Source organism: Psychrobacter sp. CR212, from assembly GCF_059693765.1.
This window is the reverse complement of sequence record NZ_JCATIF010000001.1, coordinates 689,287-708,809: the sequence shown is the minus strand read 5'-3', so window position 1 is coordinate 708,809 and position 19,523 is coordinate 689,287. Positions and strand designations below refer to the sequence as shown.

General features: G+C 42.7%; 21 protein-coding genes. 8 read left to right on the top strand and 13 right to left on the bottom strand.

Going from position 1 to position 19,523, the window contains the following annotated elements; all coding sequences use genetic code 11:
- Positions 1 to 94: 94 nt before the first annotated feature.
- A complete protein-coding gene (gene ttcA, locus AC58CZ_RS03045; RefSeq protein ID WP_093068104.1) occupies positions 95 to 1,237 on the bottom strand; it encodes a tRNA 2-thiocytidine(32) synthetase TtcA in 1,143 nt (380 codons plus the stop codon).
- A gap of 309 nt (positions 1,238 to 1,546) precedes the next feature.
- Between ttcA and queC the strand changes: the two genes are divergently transcribed.
- Together queC and AC58CZ_RS03035 are read left to right on the top strand one after the other, a co-directional pair.
- Complete coding sequence (gene queC, locus AC58CZ_RS03040; RefSeq protein ID WP_201587727.1) at positions 1,547 to 2,296, top strand: 7-cyano-7-deazaguanine synthase QueC; 750 nt, start codon at positions 1,547 to 1,549, stop codon at positions 2,294 to 2,296.
- Positions 2,297 to 2,571: 275 nt separating this feature from the next.
- On the top strand, positions 2,572 to 2,901 hold the full coding sequence (locus tag AC58CZ_RS03035; protein ID WP_093068095.1) for a hypothetical protein: 330 nt from the start codon (positions 2,572 to 2,574) through the stop codon (positions 2,899 to 2,901).
- A gap of 175 nt (positions 2,902 to 3,076) precedes the next feature.
- Here AC58CZ_RS03035 and AC58CZ_RS03030 read toward each other — a convergent pair whose 3' ends face one another.
- From AC58CZ_RS03030 to AC58CZ_RS02975, 12 genes are all read right to left on the bottom strand, one after another.
- Entirely contained in the window at positions 3,077 to 3,580 is a 504-nt protein-coding gene (locus AC58CZ_RS03030) for a hypothetical protein (protein WP_494223410.1), read from the bottom strand.
- A 777-nt stretch (positions 3,581 to 4,357) separates the two neighbouring features.
- Entirely contained in the window at positions 4,358 to 6,496 is a 2,139-nt protein-coding gene (locus AC58CZ_RS03025; protein WP_494223411.1) for a DUF3987 domain-containing protein, read from the bottom strand.
- Complete coding sequence (locus AC58CZ_RS03020) at positions 6,493 to 6,669, bottom strand: hypothetical protein (protein WP_494223412.1); 177 nt, start codon at positions 6,667 to 6,669, stop codon at positions 6,493 to 6,495. The genes AC58CZ_RS03025 and AC58CZ_RS03020 overlap by 4 nt, the downstream gene beginning before the upstream one ends.
- The gene (locus AC58CZ_RS03015) at positions 6,656 to 6,841 is read right to left on the bottom strand and encodes a hypothetical protein (RefSeq protein WP_494223413.1); all 186 of its coding nucleotides are present in this window, start codon (positions 6,839 to 6,841) and stop codon (positions 6,656 to 6,658) included. Before AC58CZ_RS03015 ends, AC58CZ_RS03020 begins: the two co-directional genes overlap by 14 nt.
- On the bottom strand, positions 6,828 to 7,109 hold the full coding sequence (locus tag AC58CZ_RS03010; RefSeq protein ID WP_494223414.1) for a hypothetical protein: 282 nt from the start codon (positions 7,107 to 7,109) through the stop codon (positions 6,828 to 6,830). Before AC58CZ_RS03010 ends, AC58CZ_RS03015 begins: the two co-directional genes overlap by 14 nt.
- Complete coding sequence (locus AC58CZ_RS03005; RefSeq protein ID WP_494223415.1) at positions 7,102 to 7,377, bottom strand: hypothetical protein; 276 nt, start codon at positions 7,375 to 7,377, stop codon at positions 7,102 to 7,104. Before AC58CZ_RS03005 ends, AC58CZ_RS03010 begins: the two co-directional genes overlap by 8 nt.
- Positions 7,374 to 7,610, bottom strand: a complete 237-nt coding sequence (locus AC58CZ_RS03000) for a helix-turn-helix domain-containing protein (RefSeq protein ID WP_494223416.1) — start codon at positions 7,608 to 7,610, stop codon at positions 7,374 to 7,376. Before AC58CZ_RS03000 ends, AC58CZ_RS03005 begins: the two co-directional genes overlap by 4 nt.
- A 2-nt stretch (positions 7,611 to 7,612) precedes the next feature.
- Positions 7,613 to 7,852 (bottom strand): helix-turn-helix domain-containing protein, encoded by a 240-nt coding sequence (locus AC58CZ_RS02995; protein WP_494223417.1) that lies wholly within the window; start codon positions 7,850 to 7,852, stop codon positions 7,613 to 7,615.
- A 95-nt stretch (positions 7,853 to 7,947) separates the two neighbouring features.
- Positions 7,948 to 8,907 (bottom strand): hypothetical protein, encoded by a 960-nt coding sequence (locus tag AC58CZ_RS02990; RefSeq protein WP_494223418.1) that lies wholly within the window; start codon positions 8,905 to 8,907, stop codon positions 7,948 to 7,950.
- 139 nt (positions 8,908 to 9,046) lie between these two features.
- Positions 9,047 to 9,349 (bottom strand): hypothetical protein, encoded by a 303-nt coding sequence (locus AC58CZ_RS02985; RefSeq protein WP_200661739.1) that lies wholly within the window; start codon positions 9,347 to 9,349, stop codon positions 9,047 to 9,049.
- 3 nt (positions 9,350 to 9,352) lie between these two features.
- Positions 9,353 to 9,628: a hypothetical protein gene (locus tag AC58CZ_RS02980; RefSeq protein WP_494223419.1), complete on the bottom strand. Its 276-nt coding sequence runs from the start codon at positions 9,626 to 9,628 to the stop codon at positions 9,353 to 9,355.
- Between the two features lie 37 nt (positions 9,629 to 9,665).
- Positions 9,666 to 10,994 carry a tyrosine-type recombinase/integrase gene (locus AC58CZ_RS02975; RefSeq protein WP_494223420.1) on the bottom strand — a complete coding sequence of 443 codons (1,329 nt, stop codon included), beginning with the start codon at positions 10,992 to 10,994 and terminating at the stop codon, positions 9,666 to 9,668.
- A 382-nt stretch (positions 10,995 to 11,376) separates the two neighbouring features.
- Between AC58CZ_RS02975 and AC58CZ_RS02970 the strand changes: the two genes are divergently transcribed.
- The 6 genes from AC58CZ_RS02970 (at position 11,377) to AC58CZ_RS02945 (ending at position 19,402) form a co-directional block, all read left to right on the top strand.
- The gene (locus AC58CZ_RS02970; protein WP_277077628.1) at positions 11,377 to 11,874 is read left to right on the top strand and encodes a peroxiredoxin; all 498 of its coding nucleotides are present in this window, start codon (positions 11,377 to 11,379) and stop codon (positions 11,872 to 11,874) included.
- Between the two features lie 116 nt (positions 11,875 to 11,990).
- Positions 11,991 to 13,481 carry a dihydrolipoyl dehydrogenase gene (locus tag AC58CZ_RS02965; protein WP_093068090.1) on the top strand — a complete coding sequence of 497 codons (1,491 nt, stop codon included), beginning with the start codon at positions 11,991 to 11,993 and terminating at the stop codon, positions 13,479 to 13,481.
- Positions 13,482 to 13,628: 147 nt separating this feature from the next.
- A complete protein-coding gene (locus AC58CZ_RS02960) occupies positions 13,629 to 14,813 on the top strand; it encodes a mechanosensitive ion channel family protein (protein ID WP_284719525.1) in 1,185 nt (394 codons plus the stop codon).
- A gap of 175 nt (positions 14,814 to 14,988) precedes the next feature.
- A complete protein-coding gene (rlmKL, locus tag AC58CZ_RS02955) occupies positions 14,989 to 17,283 on the top strand; it encodes a bifunctional 23S rRNA (guanine(2069)-N(7))-methyltransferase RlmK/23S rRNA (guanine(2445)-N(2))-methyltransferase RlmL (protein WP_093068083.1) in 2,295 nt (764 codons plus the stop codon).
- Between the two features lie 259 nt (positions 17,284 to 17,542).
- On the top strand, positions 17,543 to 18,118 hold the full coding sequence (locus AC58CZ_RS02950) for a TerD family protein (protein WP_058024753.1): 576 nt from the start codon (positions 17,543 to 17,545) through the stop codon (positions 18,116 to 18,118).
- A 222-nt stretch (positions 18,119 to 18,340) separates the two neighbouring features.
- Positions 18,341 to 19,402 (top strand): DUF475 domain-containing protein, encoded by a 1,062-nt coding sequence (locus AC58CZ_RS02945; protein ID WP_071001908.1) that lies wholly within the window; start codon positions 18,341 to 18,343, stop codon positions 19,400 to 19,402.
- Positions 19,403 to 19,523 lie beyond the last annotated feature (121 nt).

The window sequence follows — 19,523 nt, the reverse complement described above, 5'->3', positions numbered from 1 at the left end:
TATGCCCTAATATCTACATTTAAAAAAACCAGCCTTTTCTTTATGAATGGCTGGTTTTTTATGGGTTACTCGATCAGTATTCGCTCATGAGATGCTAAATAAGTGGGTTAATTGTTGGAATTTTCTGAGGTGTAGTTCTACTTGTTACAGCATTGTCTGATTCTGTTGCATACGGCTTATCGCTAGCAAACTTAGGATTGAACGTTTGCGTCTTTGGTGATACCGGCAAACCAATCTCAGCCAGACTGTCGGTCTGCCCTGATTGAATATTATCCCCCTCAAACAAACGCTCGTCGTTATCACGATCAAGACTGAGTGTCTCAAAGTCAAACAACTCACGATCCGCTAACTGTGATGGCGCTACGTTTTGCATTGCCTTAAAGATAGACGCCAAACGCTGCGGATGAGCGTCATCCCATTCGCGTAGCATGTCATTGATAATGGCACGTTGTAGATTGGTCTGGCTGCCACACAGATTACAAGGAATAATCGGGAATTCTTTTAATTTGGCATACTCGATGATGTCTTTTTCTTCGACATACGCCAATGGACGAATCAGCAGGTTTTGCTTGTCATCACTCAGCAGTTTAGGCGGCATGGATTTGAGCGCGCCGCCATGAAATAAATTCAAGAAGAAAGTCGCCAGCATGTCATCGCGATGATGACCCAAGGCGATTTTGGTCGCACCAATCTGCTTAGCAAAACCATACAACGAACCACGGCGCAGACGTGAACACGCTGAGCAATAGGTCTTGCCTTCTGGCACCACACTTTTGACAATACTATACGTATCTTTTTCCAAGATATAATGGGCAATGCCCTGCTCGTTTAGATAAGCAGGCAGAATATCTTCCGGATAGCCGGGCTGCTTTTGGTCAAGATTGACTGCGACGATATCGAAATGAATGGGGGCGATACGTTTTAGTAGGAGCAAAATATCCAGCAAGGTATAGCTGTCTTTACCGCCCGAGACACAGACCATCACCACATCGCCGTCTTCGATCATATTAAAATCACGAATGGCCCAAGAGACTTGGCGACGAAGCTTCTTTTGTAGCTTACGAAAAGCCGCAGATTCAGTAGGCGATTGTGAGTCAGTAGATTGTTCATCAACGATATCTTCATTGCTACCCTCTTCAGCATCAGCCTCTAAAACATAACGATTAAAGTCTGATTCATCAGACATCTCATCAAACTTAGGAGGAATGTTTGGCGTAAATAAGGTTGCTGGGGTCATAAGTTACTCAATATCTTTATAAGGATGATTTTACTATAAAGTAGTTTGCGATAAAGCACGATCAATGAGGTAGGGTTATCGATGCTTTAAAAGCGGCAATTATAACAAATATTGCTAACAGATTGAAAAGATGACAGTAATACGCACTTTATTTTTATTGCAATACTGCTTAGCATGGCTTTGTCGCTTTAGTGACGCGTGATTGATCGCTTCATGGTTCTGTAATAGCCGTATTTTTGCTAAAATAGCCGTTTTCGTAAACCAATAATAGATAACACTATGACTAACGTTACTTTGCAGAACCCCTCAATGAATCAAGCGTCCAACAGCAACGATACTCCTCACAAAAACCAAAATGCCGTGGTGCTTTTATCAGGTGGTCTCGATTCGGTGACGTGTTTGTATTGGGCAAAGGCGCACTATGCCTCGGTGACAGCGGTCAGCTTTGACTATGGGCAACGTCATAATAGTGAGCTTGTCGCAGCAAAGCGCATTGCTGAGACAGCAAGCGTCAATCATAGAATCATTGATATTGATATCGCCCAGCTTGGTGGCTCATCACTCACCGATCACAGCATGATCGTACCAGACGGCGATACCGACAAATTCCCTAATAAAAAGCGCGATGAGATCGATAACGATGCCATTCCGAATACTTATGTGCCTGCACGTAATACAATCTTTTTGTCTTATGCGCTAGCCGTCGCTGAAGTGACTGATGCCAATCATATCGTCATTGGGGTCAGCTCAGTCGATTACTCTGGCTATCCCGATTGCCGTCCAGAGTATATCGAAGCATTTGAGCACATGGCCAATCTGGCGACAAAAGCGGGCGTTACCGGTCATCGCTTGTCTATCCAAACCCCACTACAAAAGCTGTCCAAAGCTCAAACTATTGAGCTTGGTCTATCATTGGGCGTTGATTATGGACAAACGATTTCTTGCTACCGTGCCGATGTGAACGGACTTGCTTGCGGCGTTTGTGACAGCTGTGCGCTACGTCGCCAAGGCTTTGCTCAAGCTGGCGTCACTGACCCTACTCATTACCAAGCTGGATAGAGATACTGACTTTTTATCAAACAGCGGCATCAATCAACATTAGCGAAACATTCGCTTGCATTAACACAGCACGTCGACATTGTATTTTAATCAATATACTTGCTATGGTATGGACAATCATTTTTGCCAATTGAATAGATTACATGTGATATAGGTTACATGAGATATCACCAATGATTCAGTCACTCACATATCAGTGATCCAGCTGTCTGTTGATTATAAAATCACATTGAATACCAGAGTCAAAAATTGACACTATCTGTAAGAGGATATTTATGAAGTTATTGCCATTACTCCCCCTAGCCTTAGCTGCCACGTTCGCAATGCCGCAGGCGAATGCTACTGATATTAAGCAAAGTAATATCAACTCATGCGTCGATGGCGCAGTTAAATATAAAGTCGCTAGTAAAAGTGATGCGACAAAGTTATGTAAGTGCACTATCGGTGTGCGTAGCAACATGACGATTGGTCAGATGTGGGAGATTGAGAGCTACGCAAAAGACAAAAAAGATCCTTCAAGCTTGCCATACGTCAAGACCATGCAAAAAAACCTGCAGCAGTGCACAGTCGGCTTAGACTTGAAGCAGCCGCAAAAGCCTGCTTAATTACTATTTGTTTGATATACAAAAGACTGGCCATTGCCAGTCTTTTATTTGTACCTAAGACATTGTTTTTATTACCTATATATTAAATACTATATTTTTTGGTAGCCAGTTTGGTAGCCATTCTTATAGCTACCTGTAGCTTTCAATGCTTTTATAGCACTCCGAAAAACCAGCCTTACTTCATTCTCTTAACACTAGTAACCCCATCAAACTTAGTTAAGCAGCTCATATAATAATCTTCTATCTCGTGATATTCAGTGAATAGCCGCTTGTAGGTTTTATAATGCATGCCTTTAGGTTTTCGATAAGGGTTTTCATGCCACTTCAAACGCTTTCTAATACTCTCCATACGGTTATCGGGTCGCTGGTAAGTATGTTGTAGCTGGCTATAGTAACTAAGCCCTAAGCAATGCCTACAAACGTAAAGCCCTGCACAATACAGCACGCCTACACGCTTGGCACACTTCGGGCACTGCCACCAGTAGCGAACGCCGCCATAATGGCAAGGTGTGGTAGTTATCTGTAATTTGTAGCTGTAGGGTTTGCCTCTGTAGTTATAAGAAAAATCAAAGTAACTTATAGTCCCTTGCTTACTTGCTTCTTTAATATGCTCTTTGTAGTCAGTTATTGATAATTTTTGATGACGGTCTAAACAGCTAGCTGTAGCATTTTTTGGCATAGGTTGTCTAAATCATTAATGAAGTTCGCCTAACTCTATCAGGACCTATCTGTTTATGTCTTTATTTTGGTTTTGAATGTAAGGTTTTATAAGGTTTTGGCATTGGCTAATTCGCGTTTGAATAACAGGTTTTGACAGGTTCTAGCCTTGGGGTAATCTTGGGGTTCGCCATCATGGCTAGGGTGTGAAGTTCTTAATGCCCAGCTTTGGACTTATCTATTTTGTTTGACAGCTCTATGCTGTTTTAGTGAGGCTGCCACGCTGTAGGCTAATGATGGTCATGCTTTTAGCTGTTATTGCTGCCATTCATGTTTTGCAATCGGTAAAATGTGGTAAAAACAATTATGCTTTTAAACCTTAACATTTCTTAACATGCTGGCAGTCGGCAAACTGTTTTGAATGTAAACAAATGACAACATACTGTCCATGATTTGCAAGTGAGTATTGAGCGCCTAACCTTAGGTTTCCCTTAGGTTTTTGCAGTCCATAAAAAAAGCAGACGATAAACGCCTGCCAATATAGTTTTATACCTACAAAAAGTCGCTAAAGTTGCTAAAGTTCGCTCTATCCCTTTATTTATAAGGCGTTTGGCTTAGCTTGCCACCTGCTAAGGGTCGCTAAAGTTGCTATAGTTCTGCTAACGTTCGTCTGTATTGGCTAAGTTTAGCGATAGATTAGCAAGTCTAGCAATGCTTAGCAGTCATACAGCTAAAGTAAAGCCCTTAACTGGTAAGGGCTGTAGGTAAGTTTAGCAAGTTTAGCGGCTTTTACTGGTCGCTAATCAGTAATTAGTTTGGGATTAACATACACTAAGCGGCGGCGGCCCTCACTTTCTAGCCTGATATGCCCCATGCTTTCAAGATCATCAAGTAAGTAATTAAGCTTTTTACCTCTTAGCGCATTGGGTGCATGCTGTGTCACAAAAGACTTGTTTAATACCGCTGGGTTTTTACCTTTGGCCTTGTCTATTAGCCATACGCTTAGCTTTTCAAGGTCAGTTTGTTCACCTGTTGGCGTTGCATCTTGATAGCGCAAACGTTCGGCCGTTGAGTAGCTAACCAACATAAAAGCCCGTTTAATGTCATCGGTAGTAATAGCCTTACGCTTATCAAAGAATGCTATCAGTGTGGCTATGCGGCTGGCATTTTCTGCCATACGTGAGGCATACGCTTTTAAATACTCTAATGGCATGCTCTTAGCTTGCTGGTTCTCTATGGCCTGCATATGCTCATAGAATACTTGTTCTGTCTGCTTATCTTGCCAGCTCATCTTAAAGCGTTTAGGTGCTCCTTTCTCATCGGTGGGCGCGTTACTGTCCACGGGGTCTAGTAGGTCGCTGCATCTGCTCCAATAAGCTTGTAGGTCGCTGTCCATAAATGGGCTTTGCTGCCTGCGCTCTATATCGTCCCATGTTCTATAACCTTGCAAGCTGTTAGGGCAAGCAATTAAGGCCCTTGCTAAAAAGCCTTGCTGGTTCATCATGTCATCAGTTAAGGCCGGTTCTAAGATGATACGTTGAGCCATTAGCATAAGCGTCATACGCACGTTATAGGCTTTGGTGCGTGGGTTTGCATAAGCGTTCTTTTGTGATCGTGTCCGGTTCACTTCGCCGCCGCTGTAAAGGTCTGTAATGGCTGCTAGTGCGTTGCCTGCAGTGTCACCTTTCATTGTATGACCATTAAAGAATTGGGCCGCATCATCAGTTGACCATGATGCATCTGTTATTTCACCATTCACAAACTTATCGAGTACCGGTTCAATCGTGGCATCTTTGAATAGCCGTTCGGGGTTATGGGGTATCGGCTCATTGGCTTGGTAGTCTTTGAGCTCAGCACCTTTAAGGCTGGCAAGCTGTGCCTTGTGTTCATCATACCGTGTTATATATTCCTCATACTGTTTTTGCTCATACTCTTTGATTTTGTAGTGGCTTAAGTCCATTGCTTGCGTTTTACCGCTGCCACTTTCACCCTCTGTGATTAAAATCAGGCTTGCTGGCATGTGCTTATAGCCAATAGGTGCATCAACGTGGGCCTGCCCCATGTGGGCCAATGCTCCTAAAATACATTGGCCTGCCATAGCATCAGGTACTTGTTGATAGTAAGCTATTTTCTTAATGACCTTTTGTAGCAGTCCGTCCCATGCTTCTATGGGGTAGCGTGTCGGTTTGCTTGGGTCGCTTGATAACGGTTCAGGTGTGGGCCATGCCAATATTGACAAGTCGATAGTGTCCGCGTCTGCAATAAGGTTACCTATCAAATCACCTTCATTCAGTCTGCTAATAATGGTATCTATCGTGATATGAGCAATGGCATTCACACCTGCTAAGCGGCTCGTTAATGCGTCTTTGTGCTGGGCCGTGTCTATAATATGAATGGTTTTGACTTCACTAAAATGTCTTAACGTCATATCAAACATACTTTGATTAAGGCACGCTAACACAGTCACTTTATTATCAAGTATCGCAAGGGCTGCATATAACGTGACAGCATCTTTTAAACCGGTCACTAGCCACCAGTCACTATCACGGCTCATTGATCCAATAGCATACGCGCCTGCTTGTGTGGTGTCCGATATGATAGGCGGCTTGTCATCGCTGTTTAGTGTGCGTGCTGCTATGTTGACGGGTTCAGCTTTATTGTTGACCATGACAAGGCCGTACCTGCCTTTAGTATTGGGTAGTCTTTCACCTTTGCTATTGCCACCCCTCATGCTAATATCATCGTGTAGATAACGTGTATTATCTATATGATTGGTTGGTAGGTTTAAACCATCTTGTAAGCCGTCTAACTGGCTAATACTGTCATCTAGTGCGCGTTGTTCAGGTGTCGCATTTTCAATATCAGCAATATAGCCAATGAAACTGCCCATGTTGTCCGCATGGGCTTTTTCTTTGCTGTCTGTTTGTGCTGCGTTCATTGGTCGCCCTCCATGCAGTCATCATCATATGATCGCTGTATCTTGTCCGCTGCCCGTTTGATTTGGTGGTAGCGTTGTATCTCTTTATCGCGCCTTTTCTGCTCTTTGCCCTGCTTTGATTTAGCATAGGCAAGTTGAGCATCTAAAAAGGTTTTGGCGTTATCGCTGCTCATAAGTCACCCCTTGTTCTTTTTCTTGCTGGCAAGTAGGTATGAATAACAACACGAACAAGCAAATCATTGCTGACATAGAAATAATGAAAGCGCGGTCATTGGCTTTGCGTTTCTGTCGCTCTCTATGCTGCCCGTGGTCGGCTTTTAGATTGGTTTTGTTATCTTTGCTCATTTCTTACGTCCTCCACGTTGAAAGCGATTTCTGCTATGCGTTTGGATAGCTCTTTGAGTGAGTCGACTTGTCGGCTGCCTGTTGGTATTGCACAGCGTAAAGCTAGTAATTGGTTTTCTACCTCTACTATCTCTATCAGGCTGTTAATGGCAGTCACATTGGCGTGTAAGGTAGTGATTAACTGGTCGATAAAGTCATCAGGTATCATCAGCACGCCTTTGTCTTTTAACCTGTCCATGACTTCATTTATAAACGTGTCATCACTCATAGTCATTCACCTTGATTTCAGGTAGTAAGATAAGCCCGTCCATCTGCTCGCTTAAAGTGGTTGCCAGTTCACTATTAGCAAGTAAGGCAGACCTTACAGCGACTATTACGCCCTTGCTTGCGTCATCATCGGTACTGATCGCACCAAGCGCCATTGCTAGGCTCTCAGCATCGTTTGATAGGTCTTGTATGCGGTCATTAATGACAGACAAGTAATAACTATCTACTGCCACTAGGCGCGGTTCTAATATGTCGTTTGATTGGCTCATGATTGCACCCCATTAGCTAGATTATCGGTATCAATCCAATAGACGTTCCAATGCTTGCCGTCTTTACTTACTCGCTTGCGCTGTATGGTTAAGCCTGTATTTTCTAACTGGTTAATGCGAGTGGGTAGCGTGGCTATCTTATAAAGCTCGATAGCTTGCCAGCGTGTAATTGATTGACCAGTTAAAAGGTGATCTTTGATTATTTGGTTTTGGGTGCGTTTTAGCTTATCCATGATTAAGCCCCCTCATTAGTAGCGTTTAGATAGTCCACAATGTCGCTACCTTTGAAGTAGTAAACGCCATTGATAGATAACGGCTTTGTTATCGTGCCAGCTTTGATCCAGCGTCTAATGGTTTCAGGGTGTTTTTGGAATACATCGGCTATTTGCTTAACCTGATAAAGCTCTTTTGGGTTCGCTAATAGATAAGCTAGGTTTAGCTTGTTGGTGGGTGCTGTGTGGGTAGTGTTAGGCATTGCCTTAACTCCTATTCAGTTGATGAAAGTTGTTAAGGCTTATTGTGCGGTGTGGGGTGTTGTTAAAAATTAAAGTTAATTAATTAAAGTTAAAGTTAAGATTTTTTCAGCGGTTGTTTATAGAGAATATCCGTATATTCCTGAATAGACGCACTGATTTTAGCTATGTTGGCTTTTAGGCCATTTGTGTCTTCATCAGCTATCTTTAAGTCATCAATTGCGAATTGATAAATAGCTTTGCTGATTTGAGTAGCATTTGGTTTGTTGTCACCAATAGTATAAACATTAGATTTGCTGGCAAGTAGTAAGGCTAAAATAGCTATTAACTTTTTATCTTGTGATCTGCTATTTATCGGCTCATTATCATGGGTTCCTGTTTCTTGCTTAGTTTCTTTATTTTCATTTGGTAAAGGCTCCTCACCAGTAATGAATTTAAATGCTGCTTGAAGTTTTTCATGATCCAGTCGTATAAGCTTCTTAAAACTATTATTATCTTTAGGAGAATTTTTTGTCTTCTCGTATTCAGATAGGCTAGTTTCTATCCTTTTAAAAACTCTTACAGACATATCGTTATTCATATCGACTAAATTTGCTGTAACTGAGTCACATATATAGACTGTATAGTTATATAGACGGGCTTCACTAAAGCTTAGGTTAAAGGGTTTAATGTATTCAAGTTTTTCTAAATCGTTAAGCTTTAAATAAAATTTATTATTTACATCTTGATATTCTTCATAGCTTGGCGCGTCCTTAACTTCATAGTAAAGATCAAAGCTGTCTAAATATTCCATATAAATAAAATATCCATCTATACTTATCTGTTTAAAAAGTTCATCTATATTTTTATCAATTGCATCAACTTGCATGCCTTTGCAAACTCGATAATGCTTATCAGCTTCATAGGAATTTATATCTTTATCAAAACCATTGTAAAGCAGCCATGAAACAACGGTTTCAACTGGTTCTTTTAATTTAAACGATAGATATAGAATAAAGTCATCTATATAAATATAATTTTCTTCAAAATCACTTTTTGGCTTATCCATCAATCCCATAACCATGCCTTACTTGTCATTCATACCTTAATAAGAATAGGTGCAAGGCATGCCAGCCTAAGGCATGAAATGGCTGGCGTTCGGGTAATTAGTCCTAGCCTTGCATGGTCATTGTAGCGGTGTTATCCGCTAGATAGGGTTATGCTGTTAATCGTCTATCGCGTCTTACTAGGCTTTCATAATAGCCAGTTATCTTTAAAGTGATATTGTCATGCTTTTTAGATAGGCGTTGCATCTCTGTAACTGCCAACTCATAAGGGAATGAGTTCATTAATGTTTTGCCGTCATCTGTTTTAAAGTCGATAGGCTCACCATCTTGTAAAATAGAATAACAAGGTGAGTATTCAAAGCCGTCATATTCTGCACCATCTGGCGGTAGATTATCCCAAAATGAGCGGTCATCTAATTGCTGGCGTGTTGGTTTGGCATCTAAAATCATCATGGCTTATGCTCCAATTTTGGGGTTAATAACTGCGCTATCATTGATTAAATGGGTCATGCTTTCATGGTCGTTCTGTATCATTGCAGACGTATTGCTTAAGCTGTCTATCATCATATTAATAGCGCCTTTTAACTGTGCTGTGTCATTGCTTTCACTTGCCAGCCTTGCCACTGCGATAACGTGCTCTATGCGTTCGACTTGATAAAGCATGTCTGTATGCAAGTCATCTAGACAAAAAGCGTTAATAGCAATTGTGCTTTCATGGTTAATATCATTCATTGTGTCGATCTCCTTTGGCGGTTTTGTTGATTAGGTTTTAGCCGTGGTTCTGTTTGGCTGCTTTCTTAAAATCAGCATGAATAACATTATCAAACTTGCCAGCTTTGATAGCGTCTAAGTAGTTGGCCCATGCTGTCATCATTTCGGCTCGCTGCTCTAGTCCAGTCATGCGATTGTATGCAGTGCCATAGGCGTTAAGCATGCGGTGACCTAGTGCCAGTTCGGTTATCAGTTCATCATAGCCTAGCCTTTCCATTAGCATGGTTTTTGCGCTACTTCTAAATCCATGTGGGCTATGAATACCTTTATAGCCTTGTCCGTTATTCATTAGATCACTGTTTAATACTTTATTTATTTCTTGCGTATGGTGGTAAGGCTCAGTTCTACGCCTTGGATTATGGAATACATACTTGCTATCACCTGTCATGCTTTGCATCTGCTCCAATATAGCTATGGCTTGCGGTGCTAGTGGTATTACCATGCTTTCTACCATATCTGCCCTAGTGCCTGATTTTTGCGGCTTAAGCTCCCATTGTTTTTTAAACCAATGAATATCTGCCCATTGCATAGCGCAAGCATCACCTACGCGAGTAAAGGTAAGGGCTAGTAGCTGTAATATGTACTTATTGTATAGCTGGCTTGCATCATCTAGCTGCTCAATATCTCTTAGCAGTTCGGCAAATTCTTTGGGGTCTGTTAATGATGGGTAGTGAACAGCTTTATGAGTCTTTAACGTGCCTTGTAGGTCACTGGCTGGGTTGTACTCAATCACCCTATGTTTTTTGGCTAGCTGTAAAATACTTTTTAACAGTATTTTTACTTGTAGGCCTTTGACTGGGCTTGTCTTTTGTATGTCAGTTATAAACTTTATGACCATGCTAGGTGCTATCTCTGTAACCCTCATATGCCCTAACTGCTTTTGAATAGGCTTTAACAACACTTGATTGTTATATAGTGTTTTGGGGCTTAGGTTTTTGCTGGCTTGTAATTCTTGCCACTCGCTAATGAAGTGATCTAGTGTGTTGAGCCTATCTAGCAACTCGTTTTGTCTTTCTAATTCTTTATGTTCTAAAGGGTCTATGTCCTTAGCTAGTAGTGTCATGTTGTTTCTGTACATGTCTTTAGCATCAGCAAGGCTTAACGCTGGGTATTGTCCTAGCGTCATGTAAGGGCGTTTGCTTGTTATTGGGTGGCTGTATCTATGTCTAAAATCCACTGCAGCATCTAAGCCGTTCTTATGTGGTCTTATCCGTACTTCTAGACCTTTATAGCCAGCGATTGGATAGCTAACAGTCTTGCCAGCTTGGATTGTGTCCTTGGTGGCTTTTTGAATTTGTGAGTCTAGTTTTATCGCTTTTGTGGTCATATCCCTTTGCCTTTACCTTGGTAGCCAACTTGGTAGCCATTTTGTTAATGCTGGTAGCCATTTTGGTAGCCATTTAAAATGCTTTATATCGTGGCATAATGTTGTACGTTGTTAGATATGTTATAGCTAAAACGTCCGTATATCAAGGTTTTTAAAGGGTTTTGCAGTATTTTTTATTGAACGCTGTTTTTTGATGTAAGAAAAAATAGAGTTGAAAGATACTGGCCATTGCCAGTATTTTTTGTTACCAATGGATGAGCAAAGTGTAAAACTGATTATTTATTGCTACCAATCTGCCTATAATAAGAAGACGATAAATAAAACCCTATCTAAACCATCAAAAAAACCAATATACATAACCAAAATCAATAAGGATTTTACCATGGCAAAACCAACAACAGAAACGATCAACCTACCCGACTTTCCAGTGACCATCGTACGCAAACTTGCCGGAAACTTTATCCATGATGAGATCAGTCTCAAAGAGATGGTTGCCAATACCGACAAAGGTCTTATTCTCTATTTTTATCCTAAAGACAATACACCAGGCTGTACCACGCAAGCGACGGAATTTACCTCACATCTTCATGATTTTGATGACTTAGGTTATGACATTATTGGCGTCTCTCGTGACAGCGTTGAGTCACATGAGAAGTTCATCGATAAATACGACTTACAGATCCCACTTGTCAGTGACACTGATGAAAAGCTATGCCAGTATTTTGAAGTCATTAAAGAGAAAAACATGTACGGCAATATTACTTTGGGACTGGTGAGATCAGCATTTGTATTTGATAAAGAAGGCAAGCTGACTCACGCACAGCGTAACTTACGTGCCAAAGATTACACCAGTCGTCTACTCAGCATATTGGCACCATAACCTGATCGTTATAACAGAGTACATTTTTGCCGCAAAAACGATAAAACGCGCGAATATAAGGCTCTGAGTCACTGGTCAACACATACGCTTATAATCCCTTCTTACTAGAGAATCATATGAATAAACAGTCTGGTACTACTACTGATAAGGCACCGCAAAAAATCACGCGCAACGTCTCTGTTGCCGTTATCGGTGCAGGCACGGCTGGTCAAAATGCCTTTCGCCAAGCGAGCAAAATTAAAGACGATGTCGTCATTATCAATGAAGGGTTTTGGACCACTACCTGTGTCACTGTCGGCTGTATGCCTAGCAAACTGCTGATTGCAGCCGCTGACCGTGCACACGATGCCAACCATTCTGGCGACTTTGGGGTTCATGCCACGGTAAAAATAGATGGCAAGCAAGTGATGCAGCGCGTGCGTGATGAGCGCAGTCATTTTGCAAGCTACATCAAAAAACAAGTAGATAGCTGGCCTGATCACAAAAAAATCGATGGGCGTGCTCATATCAATGAGCATGGACTAATCGAGGTCAATGATGAGCTCATTGCCGCAGAGCAAATCATTGTGGCAACTGGCAGCTCACCTTTTATACCTGACGGTTGGGCTGATAAACTGGGTGACACGATGCTCACCTCTGATAGCGTGTTTGAGCTTACAGACTTACCCAAATCTATGGCAGTAGTAGGCGCAGGAGCCATTGGTCTAGAGCTTGCACAAGCATTTACGCGCTTGGGCGTAGAGGTTACGCTACTCAACCGAGTCAAACAGGTTGCTGGTCTCAAGGATAATGACATCAACCAAAAAGCCATCGAGTGCTTAAGTCATGAGCTTACCATGCACTTGGGAAGCAAGATTACTGATGTGGGTCAAAACGTAAATAAAGACACTCAAACTGCGTTTATTGAATATGAAGACAGTGCTGGTGAGTCAAGACAATGGCAAGGCGACTGTGTCTTGGTCGCGACTGGTCGCCGCAACAACATCAAGCAGTTGGGTGTCGAACACTTAGGCGTTGAGCTTGATGACAAAAACCGCCCGAAAAAGTTGAGTAAAAAAACAGGGCAAATTGGTGATTCAGATATCTATATCGTTGGAGACGCCAATGCTCACATTCCTCTACTGCATGTAGCGAGTGATGAGGGCTATAGTGCTGGCAACATGGTCTGTGAAAATACCGAAGATGCTTATATTCGCCCGCCCGCCACCCCATTTTCTATCGTATTTTGTTCACCGCAAATCGTCAATGTCGGAATGTCTCTACCCGAGATCCAAAAAGACCCTGAGCTGGAATTTGTGATTGGTCGCGTCAGTTTTGACAACCAAGGGCGCAGCCGTGTGATGGGCGTTAATTGTGGTCTGCTACATATCTATGCCTGCAAAAAAACCGACAGAATATTAGGCGCGAGCATGGTGGGCCCTGATGCCGAGTATATCGGTCATATATTAGCCACAGCGATTACCAATGACTTGAGCATTAAAGAGATGCTTGACACGCCTTTTTATCACCCTACGATATTAGAAGGACTGCGTACGGCACTCCGTGATGTGCAGGACAAAATGGAGATACCCTATCAATCTCAAGACGCGCAAGAAGACAATTTTTAATTTACAGTTAGGCCTTGCTCTAAAAAATAGAGTTAGGCTTAGTCATCACTCATGCTATATTTGATTGACTAGACAACTTGAGGTGACGTGTGACCGGACACCTCATTTATCAAACCTTGTATAAACACACCCTGCATGGACGAAAAAATGCCAATCGCTAGTGTTACCGACTTTTTTAAAGAAATCATTCGTGACCTGCATACTAGCCTCTACCTTGCGCTTGGTGGCTCTATAGACGAAGAGACACTCAACTGGTCTTCTCAAGCAGTAGAGCTTGCTAGCACTGGCATAAAGATCCTAATACTGCTTGCGGTATTGGGATTTTTTTATTGGTTGGCCAATTATATTCTTAGACAAAGTAAAACTAAGATTCGTTTAAACGATCGCCGTACCAAGATTGCCCGCTCAACGCTACGTTACGTTTGGATAGTCGCCAGTCTGATAGCGATCATGAGTCAGATAAATTTTGAACCAGAAACCATCAAGGCGACAGCAAAAGCAAGTACGTGGGCTGGTATCTACTACGTACTGTGGGCGTCGTCTGGTCAGATTATTCATAAAGTCCTACAGCATTATGGACTCAACGCCTCGATAGAACAGCTGCTCAAAAATATCTTGTCGGTGCTCCTATTGGTACTTGGCCTCGCCAGCGTGATGGCACAATTTGGTTTTGACATCGTATCGCTCGTTGCAGGTTTGGGTATTGTCGGCTTAGCTGTCGGTTTCGCTGCTCAATCGACGCTTGCCAACTTTATCGCCGGTATCACTATTTTGCTGGAGCAGTCGTTTCAAGTTGGGGACTGGATTCATATCAATGATAATGAGGGACGCGTGGTGCTTATTGCCTTGCGCACTACCCATATCCTAACTCGAGACAATATTACTGTTATTATTCCAAACTCTAATGTCGCCTCCTCAGAAGTGATTAACTTAACCTCCAAAAACTTTATACGTTTCGATATACGCGTGCGTATTGCCTTCGAAAATGATATTGAGCTTGCACGCAAAGAGATTTTGCAAGTACTCAGCAATACCGATGCAGTACTCAATCGTCCTGAGACCTCAGCGACCGTGGCCGAAATCGGAGAGTATGGCGTATTTTTTATCGTGCGTTTTTGGGTCAAGCCAGCAGCCGTGGCACGTATACCCAAAATCAAAGAAGTGCTACAAGAAGAGATAAAAATTGCCTTTGATGCGGCCAATATCTCGACGCCCTATCCACATATGCGCCTGCTCATGCCAAAAGACGTCGACTACCCTATCGCGACTAAACCTTTTGCAACCACCACTCAAGTTGTATCAGGAAAGGGATCATTGGCAAAGGATGAGTAGCTGACTTATTTTCATGTATTTAGTTATCGCACCTTAAACCTATCGTACCTTAAACCTATCGCACCTTAAACATAGCCACTTTGAACCATCCTACCGTGAATTATGGTAAAATTACTGGTTAAAACATCTATTTTATTATTTGCCTCTTTTGTCAATTTAGCCCACAGGTACCCGTATGACCGAACAAACCGCAGCTGCACCCTCTTCTACATTGTCGCTTGATCTTATCATTACTTGTGCCGATGGGCTTGAGGCACCGCTGCAGACTGAGCTGACAAGTTTCGGTATTGATAGCGAAATCAAGAGTACTGGTCGTCTTGCCGTCACGGGTGATTTACGCGACTTGTATACCATCTGCCTTTGGTCACGTGTGGCTTCGCGGGTATTGATGCTCATCAAACGCAAAAACATCAATGCAGAATACGATGTTGCAGAGCAGCTATATGGTTTGGCAAAATCCGTCAATTGGACTGAGCAGTTTAGCTTAGAGCAAACCTTTGCCATCCGTCTGTCTGTCGATAAGCGCGTTGCCGTCAGCCAGCAGTTTGCCATGCTACGTGTCAAAGACGCCATTGCGGACACCTTCAACGAAGTGTACGACAGCCGTCCGAATGTCGATAGCAAAAACCCAGATTTTTCTATTTTTGCGACCGTCAATGACAAACAGGCCGAGCTGTATTTAGATTTATCAGGGACCAGTTTGCATCGCCGTGGTTATCGCGTGGCTATGACAGAAGCCCCATTAAAAGAAAACTTGGCAGCCGCCCTACTCTATAGCGCTGGTTGGCACAAGAAAAACGATGCAGGCGATGCACCTTACTATAATGCGTTAATAGACCCAATGTGTGGCTCTGGTACCTTCCTTATCGAAGCGCTACTCATGCACTGTGATTATGCTGTAGGTATCGACAAAGCGGCCAATCAATTTGGCTTCTATGAGTGGCAGCATCATGACGAGACGCTATGGCAGGAGATGATTGAGGATGCACAGACACGTTTTCGCGAAGCATTAGAGATTGCCATTGAGCAACCAGATACGCTGCCGCTTGTGTTGGGTTTTGATGCTGATAATGGCGCGATTATCGCAACCGAAAAAAACCTCATCGCGGCAGGACTTCAAGATTTGCTTCCGCTACTAGACATCGAACAGCGTGCGCTTGATGAACTTGGTAGCGCCCTAAAACCGCTCGTGGATGCCGGTCGATTGAGTAATCCTTTAATCATTACCAACCCGCCTTATGGTGAGCGTTTGGGTGATGAAGAAATGATCAAGCCACTGTATCAAGCCATTGGCCTGATTGTGCAAGACAGCTTTGCTGGCAGCGGTATCGATCCAATGCTTGGCATATTGGCTGCTCGTGTCGAGCAAGTAGATATCCTACCGATTAAAGAACCAAAAACGTTACGCTGTCATAATGGCGCGATCACCGTCTATTTCCGCTACGGAACGCTTATCGCTGGACAGACAGGCAATCTTGTCAGCCGTTTTGAAAAGCGTGAGATCGACGTAGAAGACGGACAAGATTTTGTCAATCGTCTACAAAAAAACCTGACCAAGCTTAAGAAACTGGCGAAAAAAGACAATGTCAGTAACATTCGTGTCTATGACGCCGATTTGCCTGACTTCAAGGTTGCTATCGATTTATACGGCGATTATGCCCACGTGCAAGAGTATGCACCGCCTAAGACTATTCCACCTGAAACAGCCAAAAAACGCTTTAATCTCGCGCTGATGGGTATCCGTGAAGTGTTTGATATTAATCGTGAGCAAATCTTTATCAAAACGCGTGCCCGTCAGTCTGGTAACGATCAGTACAGTAAACAGAACACCACAGAAAAACGCGGCAAGTTTCATGTCGCCCGCGAAGATGGTGCTTATTTTTACGTTAACTTTACCGACTATCTAGATACGGGTCTGTTCATCGATCACCGTAATATGCGCGCCCGAATCAAAAACAACAGTCACGGCAAATCTGTCTTGAATCTGTTTGCTTATACTTGTACAGCGAGTGTCCATGCTGCACTTGCTGGTGCCAAAAAAGTCACGAGCGTTGATTTGTCACAGAATTACCTAGATTGGGGCAAACAAAACTTTGCCTTGAACGGTCTAGACGTCAGCCGCAATAAATATCAATTCGTTGCCGCCGATATTTTTGAGTGGATCAAGGACAATACCGAGCAGTTTGATATTATCTTTATTGATCCACCGACGTTCTCAAACTCGAAGAAGTTCCAAGGCACCTTTGATGTGCAGCGTGATCATGCAGCTCTGATCAATCGGGCCATGAACCGCTTAACCTCTGATGGCGTCTTGTATTTTTCTAATAACTTCACTCGCTTTGAGCTAGATGAGCAGTTAGTCGAGCGCTACGATATTATTAATATCACCCAAAAGACGATCGGCTTTGATTTTAATATCAAAAAACCTATTCATCAAAGCTTTGAGATTCGTCATCGTCAGAGTCTATAGATAAGCATTTATGAGTGAGCAATGCTGCTATACTGGCAAATGCCATGAACAAGGTAGCTATAATGAGTAACGTAACTGCCTGAAACTTAAGTTTTTTGGCCAATGTATATGAAATATAACCATGACCCAATCGGCTTTGATTGGGTCATTTTTTGTTGTTATGATAGAGCATTACTAGGCGATGGATTTGCGCAGTGATAGCGTAAGCATCGCCTTTTATGTCATTAAATCTCTAACGTCTAATAATAAGGATAACACTATGGCTCTATCACTTAACAAAGGCGGTAACTTATCGCTAACGAAAACTGATCCAAATTTGACCAAGCTACTAATCGGTCTAGGCTGGGATGAGCGCGCCACCTCTGGTGCTGAGTTCGATCTTGATGCCAGCGTATTTTTGCTAAATGGTGCAGGTAAAGTGCGCGGCGACCATGATTTTATCTTCTATAATCAGCTGAAATCTGATAATGGCGCGGTCGAGCACACAGGTGACAACCGTACTGGCGAAGGCGATGGTGATGATGAAGTTATCAAAGTAAACTTAACCCAAGTACCTGCTGACGTTGATAAAGTAGTCGTGACGGTGACTATCCATGACGCTGCTACTCGCAACCAAAACTTCGGTCAGGTAGCCAATGCCTTTATCCGCGTTGTTAACGAAGAAACCGGTACTGAAGTGGTACGTTTTGATCTAGCAGAAGATTACTCTGTTGAGACAGCCATGGTATTCGGTGAAGTATATCGCCATAACGGTGAATGGAAGTTCCGCGCGGTAGGTCAAGGTTATTCAGGTGGCTTACAGGCGATGTGTCATCAGTACGGCGTTGATATCTAGAGCCTTATTTTTATTGGCATTTGGGCTATCAGCCATTCCGATTATCACGTCCAAGATATCAAGCGAGCATCGTTGCAAATAGTCACAATTTTTAATGCCCCAATGACTAGTAATGCTTTACGTTTCGTTTAAAATTATGCATAAAAAGTGGTTAGCAATAACCACTTTTTTGCGGCTTGTGTCTATAATAGACCAGCTTTACGCAACCAGATAGGATGTGTCATGAGACATTTTTATTTAGATATTATCTTCACAATCATTGCCTTAGCAATAGCGGCATGGTGGGGATATTCACATGGCGGTATGGGTGGGATGATAACCACGCTATCGATTACCGCTATTTTGGCCGTCATGGAGATTTCGTTATCTTTTGATAACGCGGTGGTCAACGCTTCAGTCCTTAAGGGCTGGGACGAATTTTGGAAAAAGATATTTTTAACCGTGGGTATTTTAATTGCGGTATTCGGTATGCGCTTGGTCTTCCCTATTGTCATCGTTGCGGTTACCGCTGACCTTGGTATGATGCAAGTGATCGATTTGGCCTTGAACAATCCTCAAGAATACTCAGCCAGATTGATGGCGCACCATGCTGAAATCTCAGCCTTTGGTGGTATTTTCTTACTATTGGTTTTCTTGAACTTTATTTTTGATGACAAAGATGTCCATTGGTTTGACTGGCTTGAGAGCCGTTTGGTCAAGCTAGGCAAAGTCGATGCGATGAGCGTATTTGTTGCGCTTATCGTCTTAATGATTGCGGTATCATGGGCCAGTGCAGAGCAGTCAAGTGCTGTGCTCATTGCTGGCGTTTGGGGCATTCTAGTATACCTTGGTGTACAGGTTGTCTCTGGTATGCTAGAAGGTGATCTCGAAGAAGACTTAGAAAACGAAGGAAGTGGCGCAGCCGCAACCAGCGCTATCATGAAAGGCGGTATCATTGGTTTCTTATACTTAGAAATCCTCGATGCTTCATTCAGTTTCGATGGTGTGATTGGCGCATTTGCCATTACCAATGATGTCATTGTTATCATGCTTGGTCTTGCCATTGGTGCGATGTTCGTACGTTCGATGACTATCTTCTTGGTAGACAAAGGCACGCTTGATGAGTTTATTTATCTTGAGCATGGCGCACATTACGCCATCGGTGCCTTAGCCATCATTATGCTGTTGTCAGTGAAGTTCCATGTACCAGAAATTATTACTGGTCTTATCGGTATTGCCTTTATTGGTTTTGCATTATGGGCGTCGCTGAAACATCGTAAAGCGGAAGCAGCAAGGCTTAATTAGCACCTGTTGTTCGCATGATGCTGTATAGCTTTGAGCAGGTCGTATCATCAGATATGGCCTGCTTTTTTGCGTTATAATGGCAGGCATGAGTCACACAGCGAATCCTTACCTATCGCTAAAA